Source organism: Phaeocystidibacter marisrubri, from assembly GCF_008933165.1.
GTDB lineage: Bacteria > Bacteroidota > Bacteroidia > Flavobacteriales > Schleiferiaceae > Phaeocystidibacter > Phaeocystidibacter marisrubri.
This window is the reverse complement of record NZ_WBVQ01000001.1, coordinates 1,125,289-1,151,666: the sequence shown is the minus strand read 5'-3', so window position 1 is coordinate 1,151,666 and position 26,378 is coordinate 1,125,289. Positions and strand designations below refer to the sequence as shown.

At 44.7% G+C, this 26,378-nt stretch carries 18 protein-coding genes; 4 read left to right on the top strand and 14 right to left on the bottom strand.

Annotated features, from left to right (window positions below; genetic code table 11):
- Positions 1 to 2: 2 nt before the first annotated feature.
- The 3 genes from F8C82_RS05165 to F8C82_RS05155 all read right to left on the bottom strand — a co-directional run bounded on the left by F8C82_RS05165 (position 3) and on the right by F8C82_RS05155 (position 2,206).
- Entirely contained in the window at positions 3 to 1,046 is a 1,044-nt protein-coding gene (locus tag F8C82_RS05165) for a sensor histidine kinase (protein WP_151692484.1), read from the bottom strand.
- A 41-nt stretch (positions 1,047 to 1,087) separates the two neighbouring features.
- Positions 1,088 to 1,414, bottom strand: coding sequence for a hypothetical protein (locus F8C82_RS05160; protein ID WP_151692483.1), 327 nt, complete (start codon positions 1,412 to 1,414; stop codon positions 1,088 to 1,090).
- Between the two features lie 129 nt (positions 1,415 to 1,543).
- Positions 1,544 to 2,206: a hypothetical protein gene (locus tag F8C82_RS05155; protein WP_151692482.1), complete on the bottom strand. Its 663-nt coding sequence runs from the start codon at positions 2,204 to 2,206 to the stop codon at positions 1,544 to 1,546.
- Positions 2,207 to 2,381: 175 nt separating this feature from the next.
- Here F8C82_RS05155 and F8C82_RS05150 point away from each other — a divergent pair, with 175 nt between their 5' ends.
- Positions 2,382 to 4,004, top strand: coding sequence for a capsule assembly Wzi family protein (locus tag F8C82_RS05150; protein WP_151692481.1), 1,623 nt, complete (start codon positions 2,382 to 2,384; stop codon positions 4,002 to 4,004).
- Between the two features lie 105 nt (positions 4,005 to 4,109).
- On the top strand, positions 4,110 to 4,766 hold the full coding sequence (locus F8C82_RS05145) for a hypothetical protein (RefSeq protein WP_151692480.1): 657 nt from the start codon (positions 4,110 to 4,112) through the stop codon (positions 4,764 to 4,766).
- 63 nt (positions 4,767 to 4,829) lie between these two features.
- Here F8C82_RS05145 and F8C82_RS05140 read toward each other — a convergent pair whose 3' ends face one another.
- From F8C82_RS05140 to F8C82_RS05125, 4 genes are all read right to left on the bottom strand, one after another.
- Positions 4,830 to 5,282, bottom strand: a complete 453-nt coding sequence (locus tag F8C82_RS05140; RefSeq protein ID WP_151692479.1) for an exosortase F system-associated membrane protein — start codon at positions 5,280 to 5,282, stop codon at positions 4,830 to 4,832.
- Entirely contained in the window at positions 5,279 to 5,908 is a 630-nt protein-coding gene (gene xrtF / locus F8C82_RS05135; RefSeq protein WP_151692478.1) for an exosortase family protein XrtF, read from the bottom strand. The genes F8C82_RS05140 and xrtF overlap by 4 nt, the downstream gene beginning before the upstream one ends.
- A 67-nt stretch (positions 5,909 to 5,975) precedes the next feature.
- The gene (locus F8C82_RS05130; protein ID WP_151692477.1) at positions 5,976 to 7,085 is read right to left on the bottom strand and encodes a PorP/SprF family type IX secretion system membrane protein; all 1,110 of its coding nucleotides are present in this window, start codon (positions 7,083 to 7,085) and stop codon (positions 5,976 to 5,978) included.
- A complete protein-coding gene (locus F8C82_RS05125) occupies positions 7,060 to 17,034 on the bottom strand; it encodes a PKD domain-containing protein (RefSeq protein ID WP_151692476.1) in 9,975 nt (3,324 codons plus the stop codon). The genes F8C82_RS05130 and F8C82_RS05125 overlap by 26 nt, the downstream gene beginning before the upstream one ends.
- A 266-nt stretch (positions 17,035 to 17,300) precedes the next feature.
- Here F8C82_RS05125 and F8C82_RS05120 point away from each other — a divergent pair, with 266 nt between their 5' ends.
- Positions 17,301 to 20,204 (top strand): PAS domain-containing hybrid sensor histidine kinase/response regulator, encoded by a 2,904-nt coding sequence (locus tag F8C82_RS05120; RefSeq protein WP_151692475.1) that lies wholly within the window; start codon positions 17,301 to 17,303, stop codon positions 20,202 to 20,204.
- On the opposite strand, the gene F8C82_RS05115 is transcribed toward F8C82_RS05120, so the two are convergent.
- Together F8C82_RS05115 and F8C82_RS05110 are read right to left on the bottom strand one after the other, a co-directional pair.
- On the bottom strand, positions 20,174 to 20,818 hold the full coding sequence (locus F8C82_RS05115; protein WP_151692474.1) for an AlbA family DNA-binding domain-containing protein: 645 nt from the start codon (positions 20,816 to 20,818) through the stop codon (positions 20,174 to 20,176). The genes F8C82_RS05120 and F8C82_RS05115 overlap by 31 nt on opposite strands.
- Complete coding sequence (locus F8C82_RS05110; protein ID WP_151692473.1) at positions 20,815 to 21,216, bottom strand: PPC domain-containing DNA-binding protein; 402 nt, start codon at positions 21,214 to 21,216, stop codon at positions 20,815 to 20,817. Before F8C82_RS05110 ends, F8C82_RS05115 begins: the two co-directional genes overlap by 4 nt.
- Before the next feature lie 85 nt (positions 21,217 to 21,301).
- Between F8C82_RS05110 and F8C82_RS05105 the strand changes: the two genes are divergently transcribed.
- Positions 21,302 to 21,697, top strand: coding sequence for a hypothetical protein (locus tag F8C82_RS05105; RefSeq protein ID WP_151692472.1), 396 nt, complete (start codon positions 21,302 to 21,304; stop codon positions 21,695 to 21,697).
- A 5-nt stretch (positions 21,698 to 21,702) separates the two neighbouring features.
- Here F8C82_RS05105 and F8C82_RS05100 read toward each other — a convergent pair whose 3' ends face one another.
- The 5 genes from F8C82_RS05100 to F8C82_RS05080 form a co-directional block, all read right to left on the bottom strand.
- Positions 21,703 to 22,005 carry a GNAT family N-acetyltransferase gene (locus F8C82_RS05100; RefSeq protein WP_170266161.1) on the bottom strand — a complete coding sequence of 101 codons (303 nt, stop codon included), beginning with the start codon at positions 22,003 to 22,005 and terminating at the stop codon, positions 21,703 to 21,705.
- On the bottom strand, positions 21,995 to 22,495 hold the full coding sequence (locus tag F8C82_RS05095) for an acyl-CoA thioesterase (protein ID WP_151692470.1): 501 nt from the start codon (positions 22,493 to 22,495) through the stop codon (positions 21,995 to 21,997). Before F8C82_RS05095 ends, F8C82_RS05100 begins: the two co-directional genes overlap by 11 nt.
- A 312-nt stretch (positions 22,496 to 22,807) precedes the next feature.
- Positions 22,808 to 23,563 carry an SDR family NAD(P)-dependent oxidoreductase gene (locus F8C82_RS05090; RefSeq protein ID WP_151692469.1) on the bottom strand — a complete coding sequence of 252 codons (756 nt, stop codon included), beginning with the start codon at positions 23,561 to 23,563 and terminating at the stop codon, positions 22,808 to 22,810.
- A 107-nt stretch (positions 23,564 to 23,670) separates the two neighbouring features.
- Complete coding sequence (locus F8C82_RS05085; protein WP_151692468.1) at positions 23,671 to 25,878, bottom strand: PepSY domain-containing protein; 2,208 nt, start codon at positions 25,876 to 25,878, stop codon at positions 23,671 to 23,673.
- A gap of 12 nt (positions 25,879 to 25,890) precedes the next feature.
- The gene (locus F8C82_RS05080) at positions 25,891 to 26,373 is read right to left on the bottom strand and encodes a DUF2271 domain-containing protein (protein ID WP_151692467.1); all 483 of its coding nucleotides are present in this window, start codon (positions 26,371 to 26,373) and stop codon (positions 25,891 to 25,893) included.
- Positions 26,374 to 26,378: the final 5 nt, after the last annotated feature.

Below are 26,378 nucleotides of genomic sequence, written 5' to 3'. Positions count from 1 at the left end.
TACTATAAAGCGTTAAAAGTCAGTGAAAATGTAGCTCCTTTGTCTGCGCCGTCACTGTGAGCACCTACACTTCCCTTCTGATTTCTCATAAGGGTTTTCGTGAGGTAAAGTCCTAATCCATTTGACTTTTCACCATTGGTTCCACTTGCTCCCCCAAAGAGAATTTTGTCGAACAGTTTTTGCTTCACATCCTCTGTGAACCCCGTTCCATAATCTCGAATTGAGAGCACCGTTGTGGTGCCTGAGCATTCCCAAGCGATTTCAATCACGCCATTGGGATAAGAGAACTTTATCGCATTGTTCAGCAAGTTGTTGATGCACTGTGCCGCCATTCTAGGGTGCGCCAAAATCACTTGGTCGTCTGAAGACTTGAACTCTAACTTGAGATTCTTCTCTTCTAGAGTGCGTCTTAATGAAGAAACGCATGACTCAACTAACGGCCGGAGATTCACGGGTTCTAATTCAAAATTCTCAATGCCGGATTGATGCTTTTGAATCTGAAGCATGAGATCGATAAATGACAACTGATCTTGCAGGTAAAGTTTTAGGGAGTCTAGAGATTCATTAACCTCGTTGATATCTTTGGATACTTTACACAGTTCAATGGTTTGAATTGCAGCGCTAATAGGGGATCTCAAATCGTGAGCCAGCAACATAGACATGTCTTCTTGGTGAATCCGATGGACTTCAAGTTCATGCAGCATGGACTCCAGATTGTTCAACAAATGACTCAATTCATCATTGCCCTGTCTAGGCCAGCTCGGCATAACGCGCGAATCCCTGTAGTCAATCACACCTTTGGCGGCATGCTTGATTGGGCTAGTTAGTTGATTTAAGATGGAGAGTGTGAGAATAGAGGATAGCAAGGTCATAATCAACACAACCAATACTACGAACCACTTAGATTGAGTGAGGTCAAAGAATAGCAAAGCCGCTACCAGAGCGATGATAGGAAGGTGAATGCCTATAAAAGCTACTAGCAGGAATTTTCGAGAATAGCTAGTTGAAGTTAACCTGTATTTCCCCAAACGATTGTAGAGCTTCATCTTGATTTGGTGTGAACATGAAGATAAAGGTCTACAAGATTTTAAAGAAAGTTAGATCCCGATTTTTGAATCTTTTTAATGCTTCTTCGAAATGCTCTTAGTACGGCCTTTTCTTCTGAAGTATGAGAAGAACGGTATTCAAATTTGTGAGAAAGATTTTGAAGGTCCTCTAAGAACGCTTTCAAGTCTTCGTCGTTAAAGTCAGCGAAGAATGCGCTTCCTTCTTTAATTTTCTTTTGTCTATACAACCACTCTTTAACCACCGACCCCTTTGAATCAAGAGACGGAAGGATGAGACCTTTTAAAGAGTAGTAGGGTTTTAAGACGTCTGGACCTTTGTACTTAGTGAGTAGAACAGAGACTTTCATGTTACAGATTAGGAGGTTGCCTCTAAATTCTGAATTCTTAAACGTTCTACCAATAATGCGGACATTAATTTTTTGATAATCAATTAAAAAGAAATCCCGGCGGACCGGGATTTGATTGAGAGTAGTTTATCAAAAGGCGTATGACATGCCTATACTACTAGTAAACAAGTAGTCATTTACGTCTGTGATTCCCTCAACGCCGTCGAGTAAATCTGAAGCGACATATTTTCCTGAAAAGCGCAAATTGACTCCCAGGTTGTAGGTAAGATAGTACCTGAAGCCAAGTGCAGCGCCTACAGATGGTTTGTATTCTGTGTGGGTTTCTACCTCTTCTCCGAGTTTAGAGAAGGTCTCTGCAGGTGGGTAGGTAGACTGAACGCTGATGTAGCTCATTCCAGCGTTACCTTCCAAATAAGTGTAGAAGGCACCTTTCATGAATCGCACATCATCTCTTCCTGTGAGGAGAAGTCGTCCACTCACTTGGGCATTGAAATGATATCCTTCTACTTCTGTTTGATCGTAATAAGACCTGTTTGGGCTTGAGTAGAAGTGATTAAGTGTGTTCAGTTCAACTCCTCCACCAATAGAGAAGCTTCTGCTCTTAGAGGCTCTTGTGTGCATGGTAACGGAGAAGCTTGGATTGACATTTTTAAATCCAATAATTTGATCCTGAAGATCTCCTTGAATGGCTGAGATACCACCATTCACTTCAAGAACCGTGAAGCGTCTTTGACCAAAAGACAATACGGATAGCCCGAGAACAAGGCTGGAGATTAGAATTGATTTTTTCATGTTAGGAGGTGTTGTGTTGTTCGTTTACTAAATTGTGTAAAGCATTGAATATGTGTCGAAAAGCTTTTCTGACAGAAAGTACTTACAGAAGTCATTCTGATTTCCCTACACAAGATATACGCGTTCATGTAGGGGGAAGTCCACATAGAATTGAGTGAACGATTATCTTTGACTTATGACAAATCGTAGCCTATTATCATTCGCCACTTTTCTTTTTGGAATATCTGCCGTTGCGCAGCACAATTACATTCCGCTAGACTCGCGTTTAAATGATCGCATTCCCATGACGGGTACTCACCGCAGTATTTGGCCTGCTCGATTGGATGAGAATAGTATGCTTGAAGTGAGTAAAGCCCTAGATTCCTCTTTGGAAGCCCATGGTTGGTGGGATAAAGACATGCTGAGAAGAAAGTTGTCTGATGAGCACCTCATCGACATGGGCGGAGAAGATTGGAGTTTATTTGTCGATCCGATTTTCACGATGCATGGAGGCTTTGAATTTACCTCAGACGGTTTAGAAGGATTGAGCTACAATACCCGAGGTGGTCACGTGGAAGGGAGATTGGGGTCTCAGTTTACCTTTGAGACTACCTTGATTGAAAGTCAGATTTTTGTTCCTCAGTATTTGAATTCTTACATCGAAAACTACGGAGTAGTGCCCGGTGAGGGAATCGCTAAGGAGTTTTTTACGAACGGGTGGGATCACCGCTGGTCATCGGGTAGCTTGAGCTACACACCTAGCAAGTTTTTCAACTTCAGTGTAGGTCAGGGAAAATTCTTTTACGGTGAAGGATACCGCTCCTTGTTGCTCAGTGATAACGCCCTGAACTATCCTTATTTCAGAATTGAAACCACCTTCGGTCCATTTAAGTATGTCAATTTGTGGACGCAGATGTATGATATTCGTGAATCTGTCAATCTAAACCCTGGGAATCGCAGAAAGTGGATTTCTACACACTACTTGAGTTGGAACGTAACAGAGAGGTTGAATATCAGTCTTTACGAAGCAGTGGTTTACGGTTCAGACACGCTCAATGGCGGATTAGATGCTAGCTTCTTTAATCCTGTCATTCTTTATCGTCCAATTGAGGACCAAATGGACTCTCGCTTGGGTAATGTTTTGTTAGGCATGCAGTCATCCTATCACTTCCCAGGTGGGCATAATGTCTATGGTCAGTTTTTGATTGAAGAATTTGTGTTTGATGCCCTTGTGGAAATGAACGGCAGTTGGTTGAACAAGTTCGGAACCCAGCTTGGATATTCGTATACACACAACTTTGGACCGCACAGGGTAAATGCACTAGTGGAGTGGAATAGAATTCGTCCTTTTGTTTATACCCACAGAAATGTGTTGATGAATTATGCTCATTTCAATCAACCCATTGCACATCCTTTGGGAGCCGATGTGAACGAGTGGATACTTAGATTGAGATGGGAGAGAGGAAGATGGTCGGCACTCGCACATTTTAGTACGGCTAATGCCGGGCTGGCCAATACGATCAACGGCACATATTACGCGGAAGGAGTTGACTTATGGACACCGTATACTAGTCGCTCTAGAGATCATGGATTTTCAACGAACGACCAACCATCTGTTCGCATTACCAACGCGCGATTCCGGTTAGCTTGGATGGCGCAGACAGCTTGGAAAATGGAGTTGTTTGGTGAATGGGGATACCGTTCAGGTCCCATGTATCCTGCGGTGGCGATTGATGGAGTAGCCCCACCGACGACTTCGTCGAACTGGATCACTTTTGGTGTGAGAACTCAGCTCTACAGAACGTATTCCGACATTTAATTCTTACAGTACATTCTGAACAGAATTGACTGACGGAAAAACCGTTCGACACGGGATAGATGAACAGCGTTACTTGCCGCTATTAACATCTAATCCACGTCAGTCATGAAACGTAAAATCATTACTTCCGCCATACTCGTGTTGAGTGTGAATATGGTCTCTTTTTCTCAGGAAATTGGCTTGTTTACGGGCGTTCAACAAATCAGTGGCGAGCTCTCTGAGTACGATATGGTCGTCAATCCCATGGCAGCTGTTAGTGGGATATGGGAAATTGATGGCGTTCCACATTTTCGTTATGGTGGTGAATTCCGCATGGCATCAATGTCGAATGCTCCAGACGCAGATGGTTCGTGGTTAAGCGGATACCAATCTGAGGGCATGGATTATTCACTTATGGCTATTATGCGCTACTACATCAATACGCCCATCAATATGAAGGCTCGTAGAGGCTCCTTCTTGGCCTTCGTTCAAGGGGGTGTGGGCTTTCACATCATGAAATATCAAACCACTGTTCCAAATGTTCGCTCTTTCCAAAACAATGTAGATGAGCCACTTAAGTTATCTGACCCCATGGTGTCTAATGGTGGTGCACTTGAGCTAGGCATAGGTTTTCAATATTACTTAAGCACCAAATGGTCACTCTCTGCCTATGGAGGTGGACAATACACTGGCAATGATTACATGGATGGGGTGTCGGGAATCACCGATGTGAAAGACTATCCATTCTATGCAGTAATCGGGGCGTCGTACCGAATCTATTAAGAGCTATGATCTATCGCATCGCTGCGATGGGTTAGCCCTGAGGGGGGATGAAAGAGGAGTATTTTACTCCTCTTTTTTTTGGGATTCTAGCATGTAGTAATACGGGATCAGAAGCATCATTAACACGGGGTTCATAATGATTCTATGTAGGTGTGAAATCATGCTGCTGTAACCAGAGGGAGCGTAGAAGACCAACAACAAGTAGATAGGAACCAATACGAAGAGTCCAAAGATCAACACCCAAACGGCAAATCGCGTATATGTTCTATTTTGAAACAATCCGTGAATGAGGAGTATGCTGAAAAGATCGTTCAACAGATAACGAAAGGCCTTGTTGAGGACCACTTGAAACTTACTGCCAAACCGTATGTCTTCCCATGTGTCGGTCCAGGGTAAGATTTCTCCGTGCAGCCAAGAGTGTGGATTTAACCATGCTTGCATGAGGTAAGTGGAGCCCAGTCCAATTATTGCAGCGGCCACAATGAGCCAATTGGCGTTCTTAAAGGCGCGCATCATGATTCTGGAGTTTCGCTTGGATCTATGCGTTTAACGGATTTGCTCATGCCGTACTTGTTTACCCACCAAACCCACAAAAGAAAGATCACAACGTATAAAATTGCTGTGAAAAAGTACTTGTGATAGAAGTGATAACCTCGCCCGTCGTAATCCACATTGATAATGGCCAAAAGGAGCAGTCTGCCAATGTTGGCGATATGGACGATCAATAGGCCCAGTGGAAGGAACCATGTCATCGCTTTCCATTTCCCTCCAAATCCAATAACAAAGGCAAGGAAAAGAATCATCACGTTCACGGCGTTACATCCTTCTTCAATACTCAATGCATATCTGTCGTTTAGGTGAATGGTATCGTAGGTTTGCTCTTCGGCCGCTTGTATGTACAGATGTGCATCTTCATACAATTCCGTCTCATATCCGAGGAGGTCGGCAATTCCAACCGTTTGACGGGTCACAAAGTGCGTTACGGGATCTGCTTCTGGAGTCTCTAGGCTGTCGTAGTGTGAGATAAACTGTCCATAGATCACACTTAAAATAAGATAGGTAGCGAGAAAACGGATGAGGAATAAGAGTACTCCCTTCATCGGGCCAGATAGGAGAGGGGCAGAAGTATCTTCTTTGGACATAGATTGGAATATTGATCGGTATGAAGATACAAAGGTCTACAATATCCGAATGCGATACGTCATGTCTCTATGGACGCCAAACACTCCAATCACTTCTGTCTGCATTTTTAATGTCAAGATCGTAGCAATCAATCGATCTAGGCCTTCTTCTTCCCTTACATAAGTAGGAATCCTTAAACCGATAAATCAATCCAATTTCATGTGTTCCAGCCGTGTTTTCAATGCCTAGATTTGGCAAGGTAAAGTCGTAGCTATAGCCTAATGTTAGTGGGCCGAGAGTATACATGAAGCTCAAGATGAATGAATCGAAATCATCATCAAATACTACGATGTACTTCTTGCGATAAGCCATACCCAACATCAGGTTGGACATGACATCGTAGTTGACATTGAGCGTATTCGTCTGCAATACCTGTTGATGATCCATCACCCAACCAATACTCAAGTAATGAGGTTTGTTGGTGTACTTGCTGGTTTGGAAGTGGGTGTAGAAGTACGCCGTATATCTCGGCAAGAGTCGAGTTTCCATATTGAAGAAACTCTCCACGGGCTTGTTTACGTGAAAGGCTGCTACACCAAGACTTACATGACTTCCTCTCTTGCCAAATGAAAAGCGAAAACGCGATCCGACTCCGACGTCGAACACCATATTGCTGGTCTCGTTTTGCGGATTGACCTGCGATTGATTGACATACATTCCCAAGTAAGGATCGAGTTGATCAGAAAAGACCAAGTCTTCCCAATCTAAGCGACGTTGTCCAACCGCAAATTGCATCCCAAAGCTCCAGATGAATTTTTTATTTCGAAGGGCATCCAACCCTCTTCCAAAGCGGCCTGGGAGGTGAATAGCCACCAAGGCGGCTGCATTGGTGTTGCGCATGTAGCCTTCGCCTTCGGTATCATCATAGAGTCGTAACCCCAATCCTAAATTCCAATTCGGACAGCCACCAGTTACATAGGCCATATTCGTTTGGAATCGCGAAGGAACGCTAGTCCACTGTGCACGTGCATTAGCTCCCGCACTAATTTCTCCGGTTCCCCCGGCAAAAGCTGGGTTCAAATAGAGTTGGTTGATGTTGAATAATGAGAATGCCGGATCCTGCCCGAATGCCGTTGGGGCTATCAGGATGGTAGCGACGAGTACTATGTGTCTAGCGTATAAGCGTAACCGTACCATATCTCAACACTCTTCCGTTTTCGTATTCTTTTCCAGGCCAAATGTAGCCATCTACAAACACAGCGCTAATTTTCCACACATAAGCTCCTGATGGCAACTCGTCTTCTCCTTCGTTCATAAAGGTACCATTCCACGATTCGGTTGGAATGCCCTCTTCAGAAGATAGTTCAGTGGTTTCAAAAACCAGGTTGCCATAAGCATCAAAGATTTCGAGATGGTAACGGGCAATGCTGTTTCCTTTTGGTAGGAAAACATTACCATCACCTACACCAATCAAGTCGGGAGCAAAGGCGTTGGGAACTTCAAGTCGGTAGGCATTCAGAGTAATCGTCTGACATATGCTATCTGGACATCCGTATGGGTTGTCTACGCGCAAACACACGTCAAATTCCCAATCTCTTTCGTATCTATTCGCGTCAAAATCATGAAGCGGAGAGGACTCAGAACTTACTCGTCCATCCCCAAAATCCCAATGGTAAGTGGTGTTTCCATCCGTAAATTGCGAGGTGTTGATGAATTGCACGGTTCCATCACTGTTAAACTGAAAGTTGAAATCTGCTTCTGGACGAGGATAAACCGTAACTGCTCTCGAAATAGTGAAGCTATCCACACAACCGAAGCTGTTCTCTACAATGAGGGTAACATCATAGATGCCAGCACTGGTGTAGGTATGCGTTACGCTCGTGTCTGAAGTGTTGGTTGAGCTTCCATCACCAAAGTTCCAATAGTAATTGCTGATGCTTCCAGTTGGGAAGTTAAATGAACTCAAGCTGCTGAAATTCACAACAAGTGGTGTACATCCATATGTGCTATCCAAGTTGAAGTTGGCCGTAGGGGTAGGCGGAACTACGATGCTCGTGCTAGCGGTATCTGTACAACCAAAGGCGTTGTTGATTATCAACTGTACTTCATATATACCCGGTGCATTGTAGCTGAAGGTTGGGTTAGGAACGGTGTCGGTGTTGATACCCGGATTGTTGATGTCAAAATCCCACAAGTAAGAAATAGCTCCAACGCTACGGTCGGTGAAGGAATACACTTGTGGCGCTCCACAGATTCCTCCGGCAATTTTGGTAGTATCAAATGCCGCTGTAGGTAATGGGTTGATGACCACTTGCTGAGTGATGCTGTCGATACAACCATTGGATGTTGTCATCACGAGTGTAACATCGTAAGTCCCCGTATTGGCGTAACTGTGAGTTGGCTCAAATAAGGTAGATGTTGTTCCATCTCCCAAATCCCACATGATATTCGTAATTCTTGAACTCGTGGTATCACTGGTATTGTTGAAAGTGAACGGTTGTTCATTGATACAGAGGGATACCGGATCAAAGTTAACCACAGGGCCAGGGTGTACGATTACATTTCTCACCAGTGTATCTGGACAACCATCTGAAGTTCCTACAATGAGCTGAACAGGATAGGTGCCTGGATTGGCATAAATGTGATCTGGGTTAACGAGGAAGCTGGTTGTTCCATCGCCAAAGTCCCATTGGTAAGAGTTGATGAATCCACTTCCAATGGTGGTGTTGTTCACAAAATGGGTAGTGTCTCCTAAACAGACCGCATTCGCCGTGAATTGAACATTAGGCGTATCGTACACTTCTATGGTGACGAAGGTTGTATCGAAGGTACAGTTGTCGTTTGCAAATAGGGCTACAGTATAGGTGCCAGCTTGGTTATAGGTGTAAACGAGGGTATCACCTATGGCCGGTTGATTACAGTTCCCCGTGAGGGTGTCATAATCCAAACACCAAGAGAAATTTTGACTTCTGAAGCTTGCATTGGCAAAGGTTACGGTAAGTGGAGCACATCCACTGCGCGGGAATGCATTGATGAAAGCATTCACCGTTGCCCTTCTAACCGTGATATCCACATCGGCAGAATCTACTCCACACGGATTGTACGCGTAAAGGGTACTGGTATAGGTCGTATCTAAATTATTACCGTTATAGATGAAGTTATGGTTTTGAGCTCCCCACACGTAAATGGTGTCGTTGTTAGGAAGAACCAATGGCTGACGTAGAATGGTGTCCGCTGTACCATCGCCATAATCGAGTACGAGGTAATCTGGGCTGCCATTCACTTGACCGTCTAATTGGAACTCAACGCCCATAGGAGAACACCCTAACGTGTTGTCAGGTAACAATCCTGCAGAAGGGTTAGAACGAACGGTCGCAGTGCGGGTAAGGGTGTCGAAGCCACAGCAGTTTCCAACGGTGAGTTCGATGTAATAAGTGGTGTCTTGAATATTGCTTGGTTGGAGCGTTGGCAAAGTGCCGGATGAGGCTGTATTGCTTGAATACAATACAATTCTATTTCCTGCGCCGTCATCTGCATAGACCTCCCAATGATAAGAAGAGATGGTGCCGGTACTGAAGTTTGTAGCGTTCACCTGCAATGGCCCACAGCCATAATTGGTGTCCAGTACAAAATCTGCAGTCGGTGGAGATTGAATGTAGTACGACTTAGTCAGCGTGTCCGTACAACCGTATTCAGTCGCTACAATCAAGGTGACATCAATATTTCCAGTGGTAGTAAAGGTGTGAACGGCGGTATCCGTGGTGTAATCGGTTACACCGTCATTGTCCACATCCCATTGCCACGAAGTGATAGCTCCACCTAAATTCCCCACGCTTGAAAGGTCATAGAAGGTTGTTGGAAGATCAATACACAGAGTGTCTTGTCCACAGGTGCTCAATTCTCCAAAGTCGGCAGTAGGTCTTGGTCGAGTGATCACAGTGTCCGAAACCTGGTGGCTACAACCTCTGGCATCAATCACTTCGAATGAGATCAGATATTGTCCTGGGGCAGCATACTGATGAATTGGATTCTCAACTGTATCAGTAGTTCCATCACCAAAACTCCAATTCCAAGACACAATTGGAACATCTCCAGTGCTCAGGCTTGTGAATTGCGTGGCTTCGCCTTCACACACTTCCGTTGCGGAGAAATTAGCTACTGGATTCGGCCATACGGTAAGTATTTGCTCAGCGGTGTCTGAACATCCACTGGAGGCTGTAACGATGAGTGTTACTACGTAAGAGCTGTCTCCGGTTGTACCCCTATTGGTAAGCAGGATAGAAGGATTCTGAGCTGTGCTAAACAAAGTACCATCCACAAACCACTGATGACTCACACCCGAGGTAGATGTGTCAGTAAGTACAGCATTAAATGGATGACACGAGCTATCGGCATTGGCAAAGAAGCCCGCAACAGGATCCTCAATGGTATAGAATGGAAGTTCTAGCGTATCATTTGCACATCCAAAAGGCGAGCTGGCTATCAAGCGAACAAGAACCGTATCTCCATCGTCAAGAATGGTGTAGCTAATCGCATTTGCCCCTACATATGTTTGAAGGATTGCGTTGGAATTCGGGTCTACGATTTCCCAAGTGTACTGTGCATTGGCATCTGCAAAAGTGGTAAGGCTTACTGCGCTGGTGTCAATGGTGAACGGGGCACATCCACTTTGAGGGTTTCCAGCAAAGAGTGCAATGGGGTCTGGGTGAACGATAATGCTATCGCTGATGGTATCTGAACAGCCGAAGGAGTTCGTCGCTATTAGTGTAATGAAATAGGTGGTATCATTGGTTCCACTGTTCACAAAGGTCTCGGTGGGATCTTGTGACGTTGAGGTGTTTCCATTTCCGAAGTTCCATTCAAACGTCATGGAAGTGATGTCCATTCCGGTTTGATTCGGACTGCTGATATTGATGAAATCAACCTCAAAAGGACCACAACTATCGTTGGCATTTACAGTGAAACCTGCGGTAGGCGTAGGATAGAGGGTGAATTTTGTACTGTCGATATCTTGACAACCTCTACTGTCGGTTACGGTTTGATAAATCGTGTAAACAACAGAATCACTTGTGCTTGAAGGGAAAGAGATGCTTGGATTTGGATCCGTTGCATCATCTATTACCACCCCAGAGTTGGGTAGAACACCATACAAGTAGGTTAAGCCTGTTCCCGAAGCGTTATTGACAATACTGATGTTTGCTGGCCCACAGGCATTTGCAGATGTAGAGAAATCTGCCGTAGGGCGTGCGTAAACCGTAACCTCTTGCGAAGTGGAATCGGAGCATCCAAAAGGAGAGGTTGCCACGAGCCATACAGTATAGGTTGAATCGAAGTTGCCTTGAAAATCTGGAAATACGAAGGATGCAACACTGTCATTTCCATTGATTACAATGACCGAAGGAGAACTTACTCCCCACGCAAAGGAAGTCCCAGTGGGATAACTACCATTTTGCACAATGGTCACACTATCCGGTGCACAGAAAGGAGTGGGGAGAGTAAAATCAGCGTTTGGCAATGGATGCACTACCACGTTTTGCGTAGCAGTATCGGTACAGCCCGTTCCCGCAGTGATAATCAACTGAAGGGTGTATACCGAATCAAATTGGGTTGAGGTGTTGCTAAGTGTGATGGAAGGGTTTTGCTGGTTGCTAAACGAAACTCCATTCACAAACCACTCGTGCGAAACTCCAGCAGTCGACGTATCTGTCAAGCTCAAATTTAATGGTGCACAGCCGCTATCTGGTGTTGCGATGAATCCTGCTCTAGGATCTTCAATAGTGATGAATGGCAGTTCGAGCGTGTCGTTGGTACATCCAAAAGGAGAGGTCGCGATCAATCGGATAATGACCGTATCTCCATCGTTGTTCAATGTGAAAGACAATGCATTTGGACCAGAGAACGATTGAAGTATAGTTCCGTCATTTGGATCTACGGCTTGCCAGATGTATTGGTCGTTTGCGTTCACATATTGGGTAAGGCTTACTACCGAAGTATCGATGAGGAACGGTGCACAAGATGTACTTGGTGTTCCAGTAAAATCAGCAATAGGGTTGGGATGAACTGTAATGGTATCCACAAGAGTATCGCTACACCCGAAGGCATTGGTAGCGATGAGTGAAACGAAGTAGCTAGTATCGTTCGAACCATTGTTTGTGTACGTTACCGAGGTGTCACGAGCGGTTGAAGTTATTCCATTTCCAAAGTTCCATTCAAACGTCATGTCTGAAATGCTCATCCCACTTTGGTTAGGTGTTGAAGTATTGGTGAACAAAACGGTGAGAGGTCCACAGCTATCAGTCACACTAGGGGCAAAATCTGCAGTAGGTGTAGGGTAAATGGTGATTTTAGCACTGTCAACATCCATACATCCACGGCTATCTACTAACTGCTGATATATGGTGTATACGACTGAATCCGCTGTAGATTGTGGGAAGGAAATCAACGGAGCTGGATCATTCGGGTCGCTGAAATTTACGCCTGCGCTCGGATTGGCGAGATAGACATAATTGAGTCCGCTGCCTGAAGCGTTGTTCACAACCTGGGCATTCGTTGGGCCACAAGAGTTGGCCGGCAGATTAAAGCCTGCAGTTGGACGCGCGTTTACCGTTACTGTCTGCGCTACTGAATCGGCACATCCAAAGGGTGATGTAGCGATTAGCCAAACGGTATAGGTGGAGTCGAAACTACCTTGAATATCAGGGAAAACAAAAGATGCGATGCTGTCGGATCCGTTTACAATTTGAACAGATGGTGAACTGGCTCCCCATTGGAAAGTAGTCCCAGCTGGATAGGTCCCTGTTTGAGTAATTGTCACACTATCAGGTGCACAGAATGGAGTAGGGATGGTGAAGTCTGCGTTTGGATTCGGGTGTACAATCACGGATTGCTCCATGGTGTCGGTACAACCTGTACCCGCTGTGATAATCAATTGAATGACATACGCGGAGTCCACAGTATTGGAACTATTTGAAAGGTTGAATGACGGGTTCTGAACGTTGCTGCTCAACACTCCATTGATGTACCACTCGTGTGTTACACCAGCGGTAGAGGTGTCTGTGATATTGACGATTAGCGGACTACAGCCGCTATCTGGTGTGGCTACGAAGCCTGCAGCAGGAGATGGAATTACCGTGACCGTTACTTCAGAAGAGTCGGTACATCCGGTAGAAATGTTCGTTTGGATGAGGCGGTAAGTGGTAGTACTATCTGGCGAAACAGTTACAATGCCGTTATTGGCAAAGGTTCCACTTCCTGGAATGATCCAATTGTAGCTGAAACCTGGGGCATTCGATGTGCCCAATACGGCTGAATCTCCAATACAGATACTGCTATTAGGGCCCGCATCAACTGGTGGTAGTGGATTCACTGTAATCTCAACCGTATCGGTATTGACACAACCGGTTAAGCTGTCTGTAACGGTCAAGACATAAGTGAGGACCAAAGGTGATGAACCTGTGTGTGTAGCTGTAACCCAAGGGTTGGTATCGGTGGCTGAGTTTAAGTCAGAGGAAGGCGCCCAGCTCCAACTCACTCCCGTTGGAATAACTGCTTGAATCTGAATAGAATCATTCGAGCAGTAGTTTAAGTCTGAACCCGCATCTGCTTCAGGAAGAGGATGAACGAGAACGTATATATCGAGTGTTTCTCCTGGACATTGTGTAGGAGTAGGACCCGTTGCGTAGACTTGATAATGTACATACCCTGAAAGTCCTGAATTGATCAACACATCAGAAATAGAATCAGAACCACTCTGTGCACCGCTTATTCCTGAAGCTTGAGAAATGACGGAATAATTGAATTGAGTTCCGCTGACGCTAGAGGTTGGCACAAACTGGAAGCTTTCACCCGAACAGATCTCAAACGTGTCTACAGGCTGAGTGATATCCGGCAATGGATGGACAACTACGGTAAGGGTGGTGGTGTCACCCGGACAATCAGTTGGAGCGGGACCCAAAGCCCACATGTTATAAATAACCGTGTCTGGCGTGTTTCCGCTGTTGAAAAGCGTATCACTTATTGTACCGGTTCCCGATGGGGTCACGTTGAATACGGAACCTGTAGACACCGCACTCCAAGCTGAGCTACTGCCGGGAATAGTAGTGTTTAAGTTGAATAAGAGACTGTCGCCCGAACAAATCTCGCGAAGGAAAGGTCCTCCCAGCGTTGGACGAGGATTGACCACAATAGTAATCGTATCCGTGAATTCACAACTTCCATATCCCGTGGTGTAGTACAAATCAAACGTTCCTACGCTGCTTGGGGTGAAAACATTGCCGTTTAAAAGGGAAGGCAAGCCGTTAATCGACCAAGTACCTCCAATTGGGGTGCCTGTAAGCGTAATTGGGTCCGAATCAACACAGACGATAGTGTCAGGTCCAGCTACAGGCGGGACGGGGTCAACTACAGTGATAAGAACCGTATCAAGATCTGAACACCCATTCGCATCCGTGAAAGAATAAATGAGTTCATGCGTTCCCGTGCCGGCAATATTTGGGTTGAATCCATCGGTACCAACAATTCCATTTCCCGTCCATGTACCTCCAGGAGGGGAATAACCTTGAAGCGTTTCTACCACATTGCTGTTACAATAGGTGGTATCGTTGCCCGCGTCAACGTTCAAGATGGGTTGGAATACCGAAACGACAACGCTATCAATGGCAGAACATCCCAAGCTGTCAACAACGGTGAAATAAAAGGTCGTGTCGTTTAAAATACCAATTCCAATAGGATCTTCCACGCTTGCATCCACTAATAAGTTGCTTGGCGACCAAGACAGGGTGTAGGGAGGTGTACCTCCAGAGAACGATCCATCCAAAAAGAAGGTATCGCCTGCACAAATCTGAATATCAGATCCAGCATCAACAATGAGTTCAGGATTGACGGTAACCAGCACTTCTTCCGTGCTTTCACAGCCGTTAGAATCCGTCACGGTGACAACGTATCTTGTGGTATTTGTAAGTCCTGTAAGGGTTACAGTATCAGAATTAGAAGAGAAGCCAGATGGGGGAGCAGTCCGCCAATCGAAGGTATAAGGTGCACTTCCGCCGAGTACGCCTACTCCAAGGGTAATGTCAGAATTGTAACAGATGATGGTATCTGGAGAGGCAATAATACTCGGCCCAGAAGAGAAGTCGAGGGTTTGACATGCCGAGTCGATTCCGCATTCCGTTTCCACCACCATACAGACGGTGTATACTCCCGTATCTATAAAGGCAATGTGAGGATCCACATCATTGGAATCCGTTCCATCCACATACGCCCATCCGCTTGGCGGAAATACATGCCAGCGGTATTCGACCACGTAGGAATTATTCGTGTCAATCAGAGGGACATTTCCTCCTGCGCCGTAATTGATGGTGTCTAGCTCGCAACTGAATACATCGGCAGGCATGGTGAGGGAAGGTGGACCACCTACTACAATAGTGGTGTCGTAAAACACGCTATCACATGCGTTTACAGCGTAATACGTTACAGTGTAGGTTCCTGGGTTTGTGAATCGCAAATCAACTTGATCGTCATCTACACTGGTTCCATTTACAGAGGCCCAAGCGGAATCTGTACCATTGACGACATAACCTGATTCGGTAGGGAAACAGCTCGAGTAGAACGTGCTGTTATTGTTGAATGTGACATCCACAGGAGCACACGTTCCTGAGGCGGTGGTATTGACATCAATCACTGGTGCATCGCCTACACAAATCGTGATACAGGCTGTATCGTTACCACAGGGGTGTGCACCAGCGAGACATACTTGATACGATCCCGTATCTTGGAAAGTCACAACCGGGTTAGGTGAATTGGAGTTATTAATGGACCATCCGGTAGAAGGAGTAATGATCCAATCGCGTGAGTAGGTAAACGTACAATTGCCGCCTGTTACATAAAAGGCGCTATCTGTGAGATCTTCCAATTGTACGCTCTGACCTACACAAACGGTGCTGTCTTCGGCTTGAAGATTCAGTATAGGTGCTTGAGAAACCTCAATGGGGCTCGCAACGGCTTGAGTGGTGCCACAAGGGTTGGTAGCTCGCAAACGAACGTAGTAAGAGTTTGGGTTACCCAATAAGTCGGTAGTACCACATGAAGTAGTTGTATACGTGTAGGATACAGTATCAGGTGGTGGATGTTGGAAGGTCATGGTGGTTCCATCTCCGAATTCAATCACATAGGTGGTTCCCGGCGGGTTGTTGGCCGTATTTAGAATAGGAACGTCCAAAGTAAAAGGCACACATCCTTGTGATGAACCAATTCCAATACCTACGTTTGGATTCTGACCATTAAAGAAATTGTATTGAACCGTATCAACACAACCATTGGCGGCGGTAACCACAACCGTTATTGGGAAGTTGCCTAAGCTAGTATAGGTGTGACTCGTTCCATTGGGAAGTGTAGCGCCCGAGTACGGTGCTGAACCATCTCCCCAATCAATCCAATAAGAGGTGTTGATGGCAGTGGTAGATGAAACATTGTTGAGGGACAAAGTATAGGTTGAGGAGCCTCCTGCACCCACACAATTGGCAAAAGGGGTAAAGATGTCTTGGTCGGCAATAGCGGCTTCTGGTCCCGGAATAACCGAAAAGGTTTCACAGGCAGTATCTGAACAGCCGCCGTTTTCCGTGTAGACATAACAAATGTTGTGTGTTCCAGCTCCTGCAGCAGTAGGGTCAAAAACTCCATTGGTTACTCCTGGACCATAGTAGGTTCCTCCTGAAGGAGCTCCCCCGGTTAGGGTGATAGGAGCATCACTGGAACAAAAGCTATTGATTGGAGCGGTATAAGTGGCAGAAGGGATGCTATTACTAACAATGACATAAACCGAATCAGTCTGAACGTTTATGCCATCTGTGACCAACAATGAGGTGTAGTAAGACCCCGCCGTATTGTAGGTGATAATATGAGGACCGGAGGTCGTTTGGCTATTAGGAGTTCCACCAACGAAATTCCAGAAGAAAGTAGGGGAACTGAAGCCAACGGCAATTCCGTTATACGTGATGGTACTACCTTCACATAGGCGAATAGTGTCATTTACCGGCGCGGGATTGGCAAATGCTATTACAGTTTGTCCGTGTGCATACGTGCTTAAAACAGTAGCGCACACCAATATCAAACTGCGCAAGGAACGTTGAGATATAATCGTTCTACGCATAGAAAAAGGACAACTACATATTCAAATTCAACAAAGCTCCAAGTCCATTCTGAATTCGAATGTAAGAAGTTCCCATTTCTGTTTTCAAGAATTCAGGATATCCCTACAAGTATAACTTGAAGCTAATAATTGATTTACAATCAATTGATGTTAACATTGGTCAAGTATATTGGGGATGCGTTGCGAAGATAGAGAAACTTGGAGATACACGTTTAAGTTTTAAATCTAATACCGTAATTTGATACTGATAACTACCACCATTATCTATGCTCCAACAAATCCCGGTACCTGCTGTCATTATTGATACGGACAACAAGATTGTTGAAACCAATTCGCTATTCGACCAACTTAATGTTGACAGGAAAGACGTGGAGAATTTCCTAAGCACAGGAATGCTTGAAGTTTACGGTCGAAAATCGTCTTATAAAATTGAAATAGGAGAGAGACAGGCGGACGGATCGGCTATCATGTTGATTGTAGAAAAAGATTTCGCCGAGCAAAGTCAGGCCATGGCCGCACTCCTTCAGTCTTTGGAGGATATTATTCTAGAGGTGGATTCTCAATTGCGTTTTAAGAATGCGTGGACCAATGATGAATCACGACTATTTGCTCCTAAGAAGAACATTCTTGGTAAGAAGATCTCAGACATTATCCCTCCACCACTCTCCATTCAGTTGAGTGATGTTTGTCAGCGCATACTTTTTGGTTCTAGCGTAGAAACGGTGACATATGGTTCCCCCATTCCAAACGACAATAGAGAGTTTGAAGCTCGCATGACGCCTGTATACACTGGGAATGAAGTTTCGTCAGTAGCTGTACTTATCCGTGAAACCACAGAACTCAATCTAAAGAAACGCCAGCTTCGTGAAGCCCTAGGTCGACTGGAGTTGATTACTGGACTTCCAGATTCTCCGGTGATTTACACTGCTCAAGCAGATACAATTTCCAATCGTTTTACCAGTCAAAATGTGGTTCACTTGTGTGGATATGATTTGGTGGATGGAGAGTTAGAAAAGTCTTGGGGAGAACTTATCGTTCCAGAAGACATAGCGCAAGTAGATACGAGCATTCAGGAGTTTTTGTCGAGTAACGATCAGAGTGTTCAGCTCAATTATCGAATTCATCACAAAGACGGGCGAACGGTATGGATTCGTGAGTCGATGGTGAAAGATTTGAACCGAAAGCAAGAGATCACAGCCATTCATGGGACGTTGATGGATATCACCAGCTTGCAGTCGGCTTTGATGAATTTACAGGCCAATCAAGACCTGCTGAATAGAGCGGGTCATGTTGCAAAATTAGGAGCGTGGGAATTCAATCCGAAAAGTGGCAAGTACTTTTGGTCGAGTGAGTTATATCAGATTTTAGAGATTGATCCAGATTCAGAAATTAAGGCTGAATCGGGTTTGGATTATTACCATCCAGATGATAGAAATAAAGCCGAAGAAGCATTTGTAGCCCTAGTTGAAAAAGGTGAGAAGTACGATATTGATGTCCGACTTCATTATGAACATGGACGAACGAAATGGGTGAGGAGTATCGGTCTTCCCGTTCTGCGGGGTGATGAAGTGATATTCTGTTATGGCATGATTCAGGACATCACGGAAATGAAAGACAGAGAGCGTGAACTACATGAATCGATGTCTCTCTTCAACCAAGCCTTTATGAATGCTCCACTGGGTATTACGCTGATTGGAATGGATGGACTTTGGCTGAAGGTGAATCCAGCTCTTTGTTCCTTGACGGGATATACCGAAGAGGAGCTAGTGGGTAGACACTTTATGGATTTGGTTCATCCCGATGATATTCCTGATGACAAAGTGGCGTTCAATCAAATTATTGAAGGCAAGGCAGAGACCATTGAACGGGAAAAACGCTACATCAAGAAGAACGGAGACATCTTTTGGGTAAAGATGAATGCCTCTGTAGTTCGCGATAAATCGGGGAATCCACGATATTTTATTACACAGGTATTTGACGTTACCGATCGCCGGAATTATGAACTTCAAATTCTAAAGACCAGTGAAGAGGCGAGGAAGGCTGCGAAAGCAAAATCCGAGTTCCTCGCTCAAATGAGTCACGAAATTCGAACGCCGATGAATGCTGTGGTTGGTATCACCAATCTTCTGTATGAGGAAACACGCAACCAGCCAGAAATGCACGAGAAAATTGAGGTTCTCAAGTTTGGAGCCGACAATCTTCTAAGCATAGTTAACGATATTCTCGACGTTAGTAAGATTGAGCAAGGAAGCCTGAAAATCGACATGTTGAATGTGGATATTCGGGAAATCTTAAAGGGCGTTAAAGGAATTTATGCTCAACGTGCTGATGAGAAGCAACTGGATTTTAACGTTCATATCGGCGAAGACGTACCTATGTTGCTAAAAGGTGACCCTCAACGCATTACACAAATACTCAACAATCTGGTTTCCAACGCTATAAAGTACACCAATAAGGGGAAGGTGGATGTATACGTTGAAGGAGAGAGAAACAAGGAGAATTTCGATTTGAGCGTCCGAGTAGTGGACACAGGCATTGGTTTAGATCAAGATATTCAAAAGATTCTTTTTGAGCCTTTTACGCAATCCAATTCTTCAGCGGTGAAGAATATTGGAGGCACAGGGTTGGGACTTTCTATTTCAAAACGTTTGGCTGAATTGATGGATGGAAAATTGACCTTTCACTCCGTACTGAATCAGGGTAGCGAGTTTGTTTTGAATCTCACCATGAAAGTAGTTCGGAAAGACAAGACAAAAACCACGAGTAGCACGAGCTATGGTCAGTTGGGTTTGAAAGGCGTACGACTATTATTGGTAGAAGACAACACGATGAACGTATATGTAGCAACCCGGTTCCTTCGTAATTGGGGATGTACGGTAGAAGTTTCTATGTCGGGCGAACAAGCGATAGCACGAAGTGATCTTTCCGAAATTGATATCATTCTTATGGACATGCAAATGCCTGGAATGAATGGAATTGAAACAGTAGAGAAATTAAGAGAAGCGGATGTAGAAGCGCCAGTTTTTATGTTAACCGCTGCAACAGATTTGAAAGAAAAAGAGAACGAATGGCAACATCTAAAGATTGAAGATGTAATTTTCAAACCCATTGTTGCCGATGATTTATACCACAAGCTTTATCACGTGATTTCCTCTAAGTCAGTGAAATAGATTCCGTTTTGATCGATGTTGTAGTCGATTAATTCCCAATGGAGAAAAGTCGCTAGAATATGACGCGCTTTCTCTGGAGTAATATTGGCGGCTTTGATCAATTTGGAAATGGAAACGCGTTCACCGGCGTAGATGAGTTCGTAGAGCTTGCGATGGACATCTCCATATTTTTCCAATACCGTTGTTCGACTTGTTTCATCTCGCATTCTCCAAAATTCTAAGAGCACGCCATTTGCTGGATGATTCTGATCTGCCCTTCTGAAATAGGCCCATTTTTTACCGTCCTTATCTATGGCGAAATGCGGGCGTTCGTCGCTGGGCTCAACGATCACCTCTAGAACTTGTTTTCCAGAAACATCGTGTGCAATGGCGGTAAAGGATACATTGGGTTCGGTGTAAAGTTCAGCAGCCGCTTCAATCACATAGTATTCTTCATCACTGCGAACTCCGGCTATTCGACCATTGTCTTTAACACCGATGAGCAATCTCCCTCCATCTGTATTGGCAAAAGCAACTAGGGTTTTTGCGATTTTTCTCGCATCATCAACCCGAAATTTAAAGTCTTGGGTTTGGTGCTCTCCCTGTAGGATAAGCTCTTCAATGTAGTGCATCATTCAACAGATTTAGAGACTTTTAGCTCTTTGTATCCCGTTTCTGTATCATACACACGTTCAAATGCAGTGTTGGGAATGATGCCAATCACAATTTCCGCAGTTGTTCGAATTCTACAACCCGGACGAACATGACCACCTCGAACCTTCCCTTTGTCATCACCAATGGTCATGTGCAAGTGCAGTCCATCTTTACTTACAGTACCACTGATCTGAAGAATCTCAGAAGGGAGTTCACTTACTTTCACCGACTTCTTAGAGGCATAGCGAAGGGAAGCTTGTTTCAAACTACCAACTCCAGAGAGAACGGTGGCTGCTTCTATCGAATTCTCAATGGCCCAATCTTGAAGCGAGTGGTATAAATCCGCTCCCGGTTTTAGGCGTAGAACATCAATTTTCATGTCTTCTAAAGCTTGTGGTCCAAGATACGGGAGTCGTGGTCAAGTTCAGTAAACCAAACCTCATTTTATCTCGTATATGGTTTCAATGAGCCGTATTAATTCATGGATATCGGATGCGAGTGTGGATTGGGAAGATCCAACATTGTGCAGTGAAGAAGCCCTGTTGAAGCTTCGGGCTCCTGTATTATGTGAATTTTGCGTAGAATCCTGTATCCAGCTCCCTGAAGAGTTACGCGGTCCCTTTCTCGACTTTCTGGATTTATTGGAATTGGAATCGTGGACCTATAAGGACGTGTTCCATTTCAGAGTGGTTGTCCTCCGCATTCTACAATTGTTAGAGAGTATCTACCAGAATGGCTATTCCTCTGGAGTTGATCTGGCCAGCTGGTATATGATTGCCGCTTTTGCTGATTCATGGAATGACAAAATGCAAGATGTCATCCAATTGTGGAAGGGAAAGCGCTCTTTTCTTATGAATTGATGAAACTAGGCATCTTGTAGGATGTCTGCGTACTTGGGATCGCCTTCCATCGTCTTTCTGGAATAGGGGCAAAGCGGAACAATTTTTAAGTTTCTCGTTCGAGCATCCTTCACTGCATAATTGAGCAAGGCTTTACCAGCTCCTTTACCACGCAAGAATGGTTTTACCTCGGTGTGATGAAGGATGATGATCTTTTCCAATCGACTAAACTTCATGTACGCCTGAACGTCATTACCGCTTAGAATTTGATATTCACCGCGGTTATCTTCTGTTAAGTGTTCAGTTATTTGATGCGTTTCACTGCTCATTTTGGTGGGTGAAAGGTTCCATTTCTTGTTCAATATCTTTCCGAAGCTCAATAAGGCGTTTCGCATAGTTCTGCATCTGGGTTTCACTTTCAGTTTCTGGAATCCATGTTGGAACTTTCGCAGGTTGATTGTCGTCATCAACTGCAACAAACACGATGATACAGTGTGTTGTTTTAACCTTGCGTTGTGTTTTTGGATTTAAGGCTTCGAGATCTACGGCAATATGCATAGATGTGGTTCCTGTGTGGATAATTCGAGCATGTACTTCTACAATGTCTCCAATACGGATGGGTTTGTAGAAGCGAATACCGCCGACATAAACGGTTACACAATAATGACCACTCCAGTTTACAGCCAGTGAATATCCAGCTTGGTCAATCCACTTCATCACGGCTCCCCCGTGAACTTTACCGCCAAAATTAACATCGCTTGGTTCTGCGATAAATCGGAAAGTGAGTTTGGCGTTCTCTCTCAATGCTTCGTTCGTCATACGTTAAATATACGGCAACGTTCGTTAGATAAATGGCCCTGTGGAGATGTAGGATATTTCTTACATTAAACTCAAGGTTTAACCTTGACATACAACACACGGATATCATAGATGCTAATCACTCAGGCCGTGTGTAAAAGGCATAAACCTGATTGGTGGTAGTCTCGCCTTAAGGTGAGGCGATTGGTTCGCACCGAGTCATGTACTTGATTCTGTGAAGTAAGGGCGTTGAAAGACGCCCTTATTTTTTAGGTAAATTCAATGAAAAAGGCCGACTTCATTGTCGGCCCTAATTTCGAATAGATGCGTGAACTAAACAGCCGTGTATCCACCATCTACCAAGTAATACCCACCTGTCATGAACGAGGCTTTATCTGAACTCAAGAAAACAACGAGGTTGGCTACTTCTTCTGGTTGTCCAAGACGACCAATCGCGTGTTTGCTGGCCAAGAAATCCTTGGTTTCTTCGTCGAGGTTTGCATCGAGTAGGGGTGTTTGAATATAACCTGGACCAACGGCGTTACAGCGAATGTTCTTTGCACCGTATTCAGCGCCAATGTTCTTGGTTAGTCCAACCAATCCGTGCTTGGTGGTGGTGTAAGCGCTCGACATGGGAGCGGCAACCATACCGTGTACAGAAGCCATGTTTACGATAGATCCACCACCGTTTGCTTCCATGGCTTTGAGTTGATATTTACAACCGTAAAAAACGCCGTTTAAGTTAACATCCATCACTTTTTTCCAACTGTCTAGCTCATAGTCTCCAGTCTCGGCCATTTGACCGCCAATCCCCGCATTGTTACAAGCAATATCCAGTTTTCCAAAAGTGTCTACCGTGGCTTTTACCAAGGCTTCGTTTCCTTCTGCTGTTCCAGTGTCGGCCTTAAAGAATGCCGCTTTTCCACCTGCTGCTTCAATCTCTTTTACGGTAGCTTCACCGCCTTCTGTATTGATGTCAGACACCATTACAGATGCGCCTTCTTCAGCATAAGCAAGAGATACAGCTCTCCCAATTCCGGAACCGCCACCGGTTACAATGGCTACTTTTCCAGTCAATAATTTATTCATGATATATACATTAAAGTATTAACTCTGTGTTACAACACTAAAAGTACAAAACAACATTCGAAGCAGGGCAGAAGGGATGTTAAATCTGAAGGAAATAAACGGTTTAATTAGTAACAATCCATTTTGAGCTGACCCTTGTTCTGATAGTAGCTTAAGGGCTTGTTATTTCGTTCAAGAGTAATCTGATGAAGCGTCTCTACCACGCCCTTTTGCATGGCTATCGAACCACAAATCATAAACTGCGCACCCGATTGAAATGCTTCGGCTATTTTGACCTGATCTCTAAGAAGAAGGTCTTGGACATAAACTTTAGAAGCGTTTTCGCGTGAATAGGCGACCCTCAACTCACTCAATCTGTGGTCTTGAAAAGCTTCGGAGAGAATGCCTTCATATAAACGGAAAGATTGAGAGGTCTGGCCACCCCAGTACAAATCTATTTCTCGGTGTTTCGAGTTGTTTTCTATCATTCCCAAAAAGGGCGCTATCCCAGTTCCAGTTGCTATCATAACTGTCTTCGAAGACTTGGAATTGAAGTGAAATTCCCGGTTGCGCACAATTGAACCATAAAGTCGATCTCCACTTTTGAGATTACTCAAGTAGGTGGAACAAATACCATAATCATGTCGCTTGATGGATAGAAGTAAAGTACCTGCCTGAGTTTGCGCAATGGAGTACAGTCGCTCGTGTGTATGGTTCTCAGGAAGAATAGACAATAAGTCTCCAGACACATACTTGGCCGTTGGGCTTTCCAATTCTAACGTGAAGGTGTTATCCGTTCGGTTTTCGATGGCGGTGCAACGAAGTACATGGAAAGTGTGTTCCTTCTTCTTTGCTTTAATGGCAAGTTCGGGTTGTGAGACCGCCAATTCGAGTGGGAATAAATCTGCCCATTGCACGGTCCATTGATGGAACGATTCCCAGGATTTATTGTGAATGGTGTGGGTGTCCAATGCCTTACGACTCATAGGCAGGGCTGAAAGCATGTCCTCCACTTCAAAAGCAAATTGACAAAAGTTAGGATAGGAGAGTGAACCAAAGCCAACCACGGCATAGTTGAAGGGTTGGTTTGGATCAGTTGAGGCAATCAGCTTGGAGAATTTCCTTGCATTGGATGGCGCTTCCCCAGTGCCATATGTGGCTGTGAACACCACCAGATGCTTCATGGAAGCATAGGAACTGTAGTGATTCAACTCATCGATGTAGACACGTTTATTCGCCTGCATTAATGTTTCTGCAAAGCATTTGGCAAATTGGCCCGTTGTTCCCGATTCAGAACCGATCAACAGAACGATCTCAGCTTCATCTTTCCCGAACTTGTTCCGGGTCTTGCCTTTCAATCGGCGGAAGGTCATTATAAAACCCGATGCAATGAAGAACGTGATACAGATACATGAAAGTGCCAAAACAATAGACCAAGCAACGCTTCCTTGTCCCGTGTGTAAGGCCGTGCTTAGGTTTTGGGCGATTTGTGTGAATGGAAAGGGGGTTTCGCTCTCTACGACTCCTGTGTATTGATTCACAGAGATTTCAACATCCTTTAATTGGATGAGATAACGGTCTTCTGCATCGTCGGAAAACGGGAACTCTACTTTTCGTATATCAGCAATGGACAGTTGATTGAATACGGGAAATTCAGATGGATCTAACGAAGGTTCTGAAGAAGATGTCGATACTGGTGTGGTGGTTTCTGTCTCCCAATCGGGAATGAGTTCAAACCGAAGCAATGAGAGGTAGGTTCCAGTGATCGTGATGATGAGTATAGGCACCAGTGCGAGCCGGCCTAGATAGACGTGGAAATATTGAAAGAAGTTCTCTCGGATGATTTTGGCAGCGAAATTCCGTAATCCGCGTTGTCTCTTGATAATAAGGATTACACCAGAAACGGTGATAAGGAGTAGGAGGAAGGAAGAGAGCCCCACAAAGAATCTTCCCGTACTTTTCAGAAATAGAGAACGATGAAGGTTGGTGCACCACTCGTAAATTGGAGCTGTTTCAATCTGTTCTCCCAATAATTTTCCCGTTTTGGGATGGATGTAATACTGACCATAGTTTCCCTCTTTATCCAGTAAAGTTGCGGACACGTAGTGATGCTCGTCCGTTTGAATGTCGAGTACTTCATCGTATTTCTCACGAAGTACAGTCAGAGTTTGGGCCAAAGACACGTCTTCCATGGCTCGGGCTTCAGAACTGACCTCTAGCGTATACTGTATGGGTTCAAAGGAGAGGATGATTCCAGTGACGGATGCAAGAAAGATGAAGACAAAAGAAGATACAGCCAAGGCAAGATGACTGTATCTCCAAATGGAGCTGGTCATGTGATGTGGAAATTAGTTCGGAATCATTCGAACGTATCGGATGAAGCCGGTTCCTTCGTATTTGCCTGAAACATTCTCTGTAGTCAGCGGAAACTCTACATCACTCGTATGATATCCCACTTCTTCAACCGCGGTTTCAAAACGCAATTTATATCCCGCATTGAGCACGCTTTCATCAATTTCAATAATACTAATGCTGCGTTCTCCACCCGCTAAGGTTGCTCCTGTGATTCCATCCACGTTGCGAGGTTCTTTGCCGAAGTAATCCCACCACTCTGGAATAGAGTGATACCATTCTGAATCATCACCCAAGATGTAAAGGGTTCGCTCATAATCGCCTTCTGGATTGATGAGGGAAATTACAACGTATGCACCTTCTCCCTGATAATTCGTCATTTGAATCATACACTTGAAACTCTTTGATTCAGTGGTGTCGCTCTTGAAGCCAAAGATGAGTGTGATGGCGAGTAGCGCCAATATTGTGTTTCTTTTCATGGGGT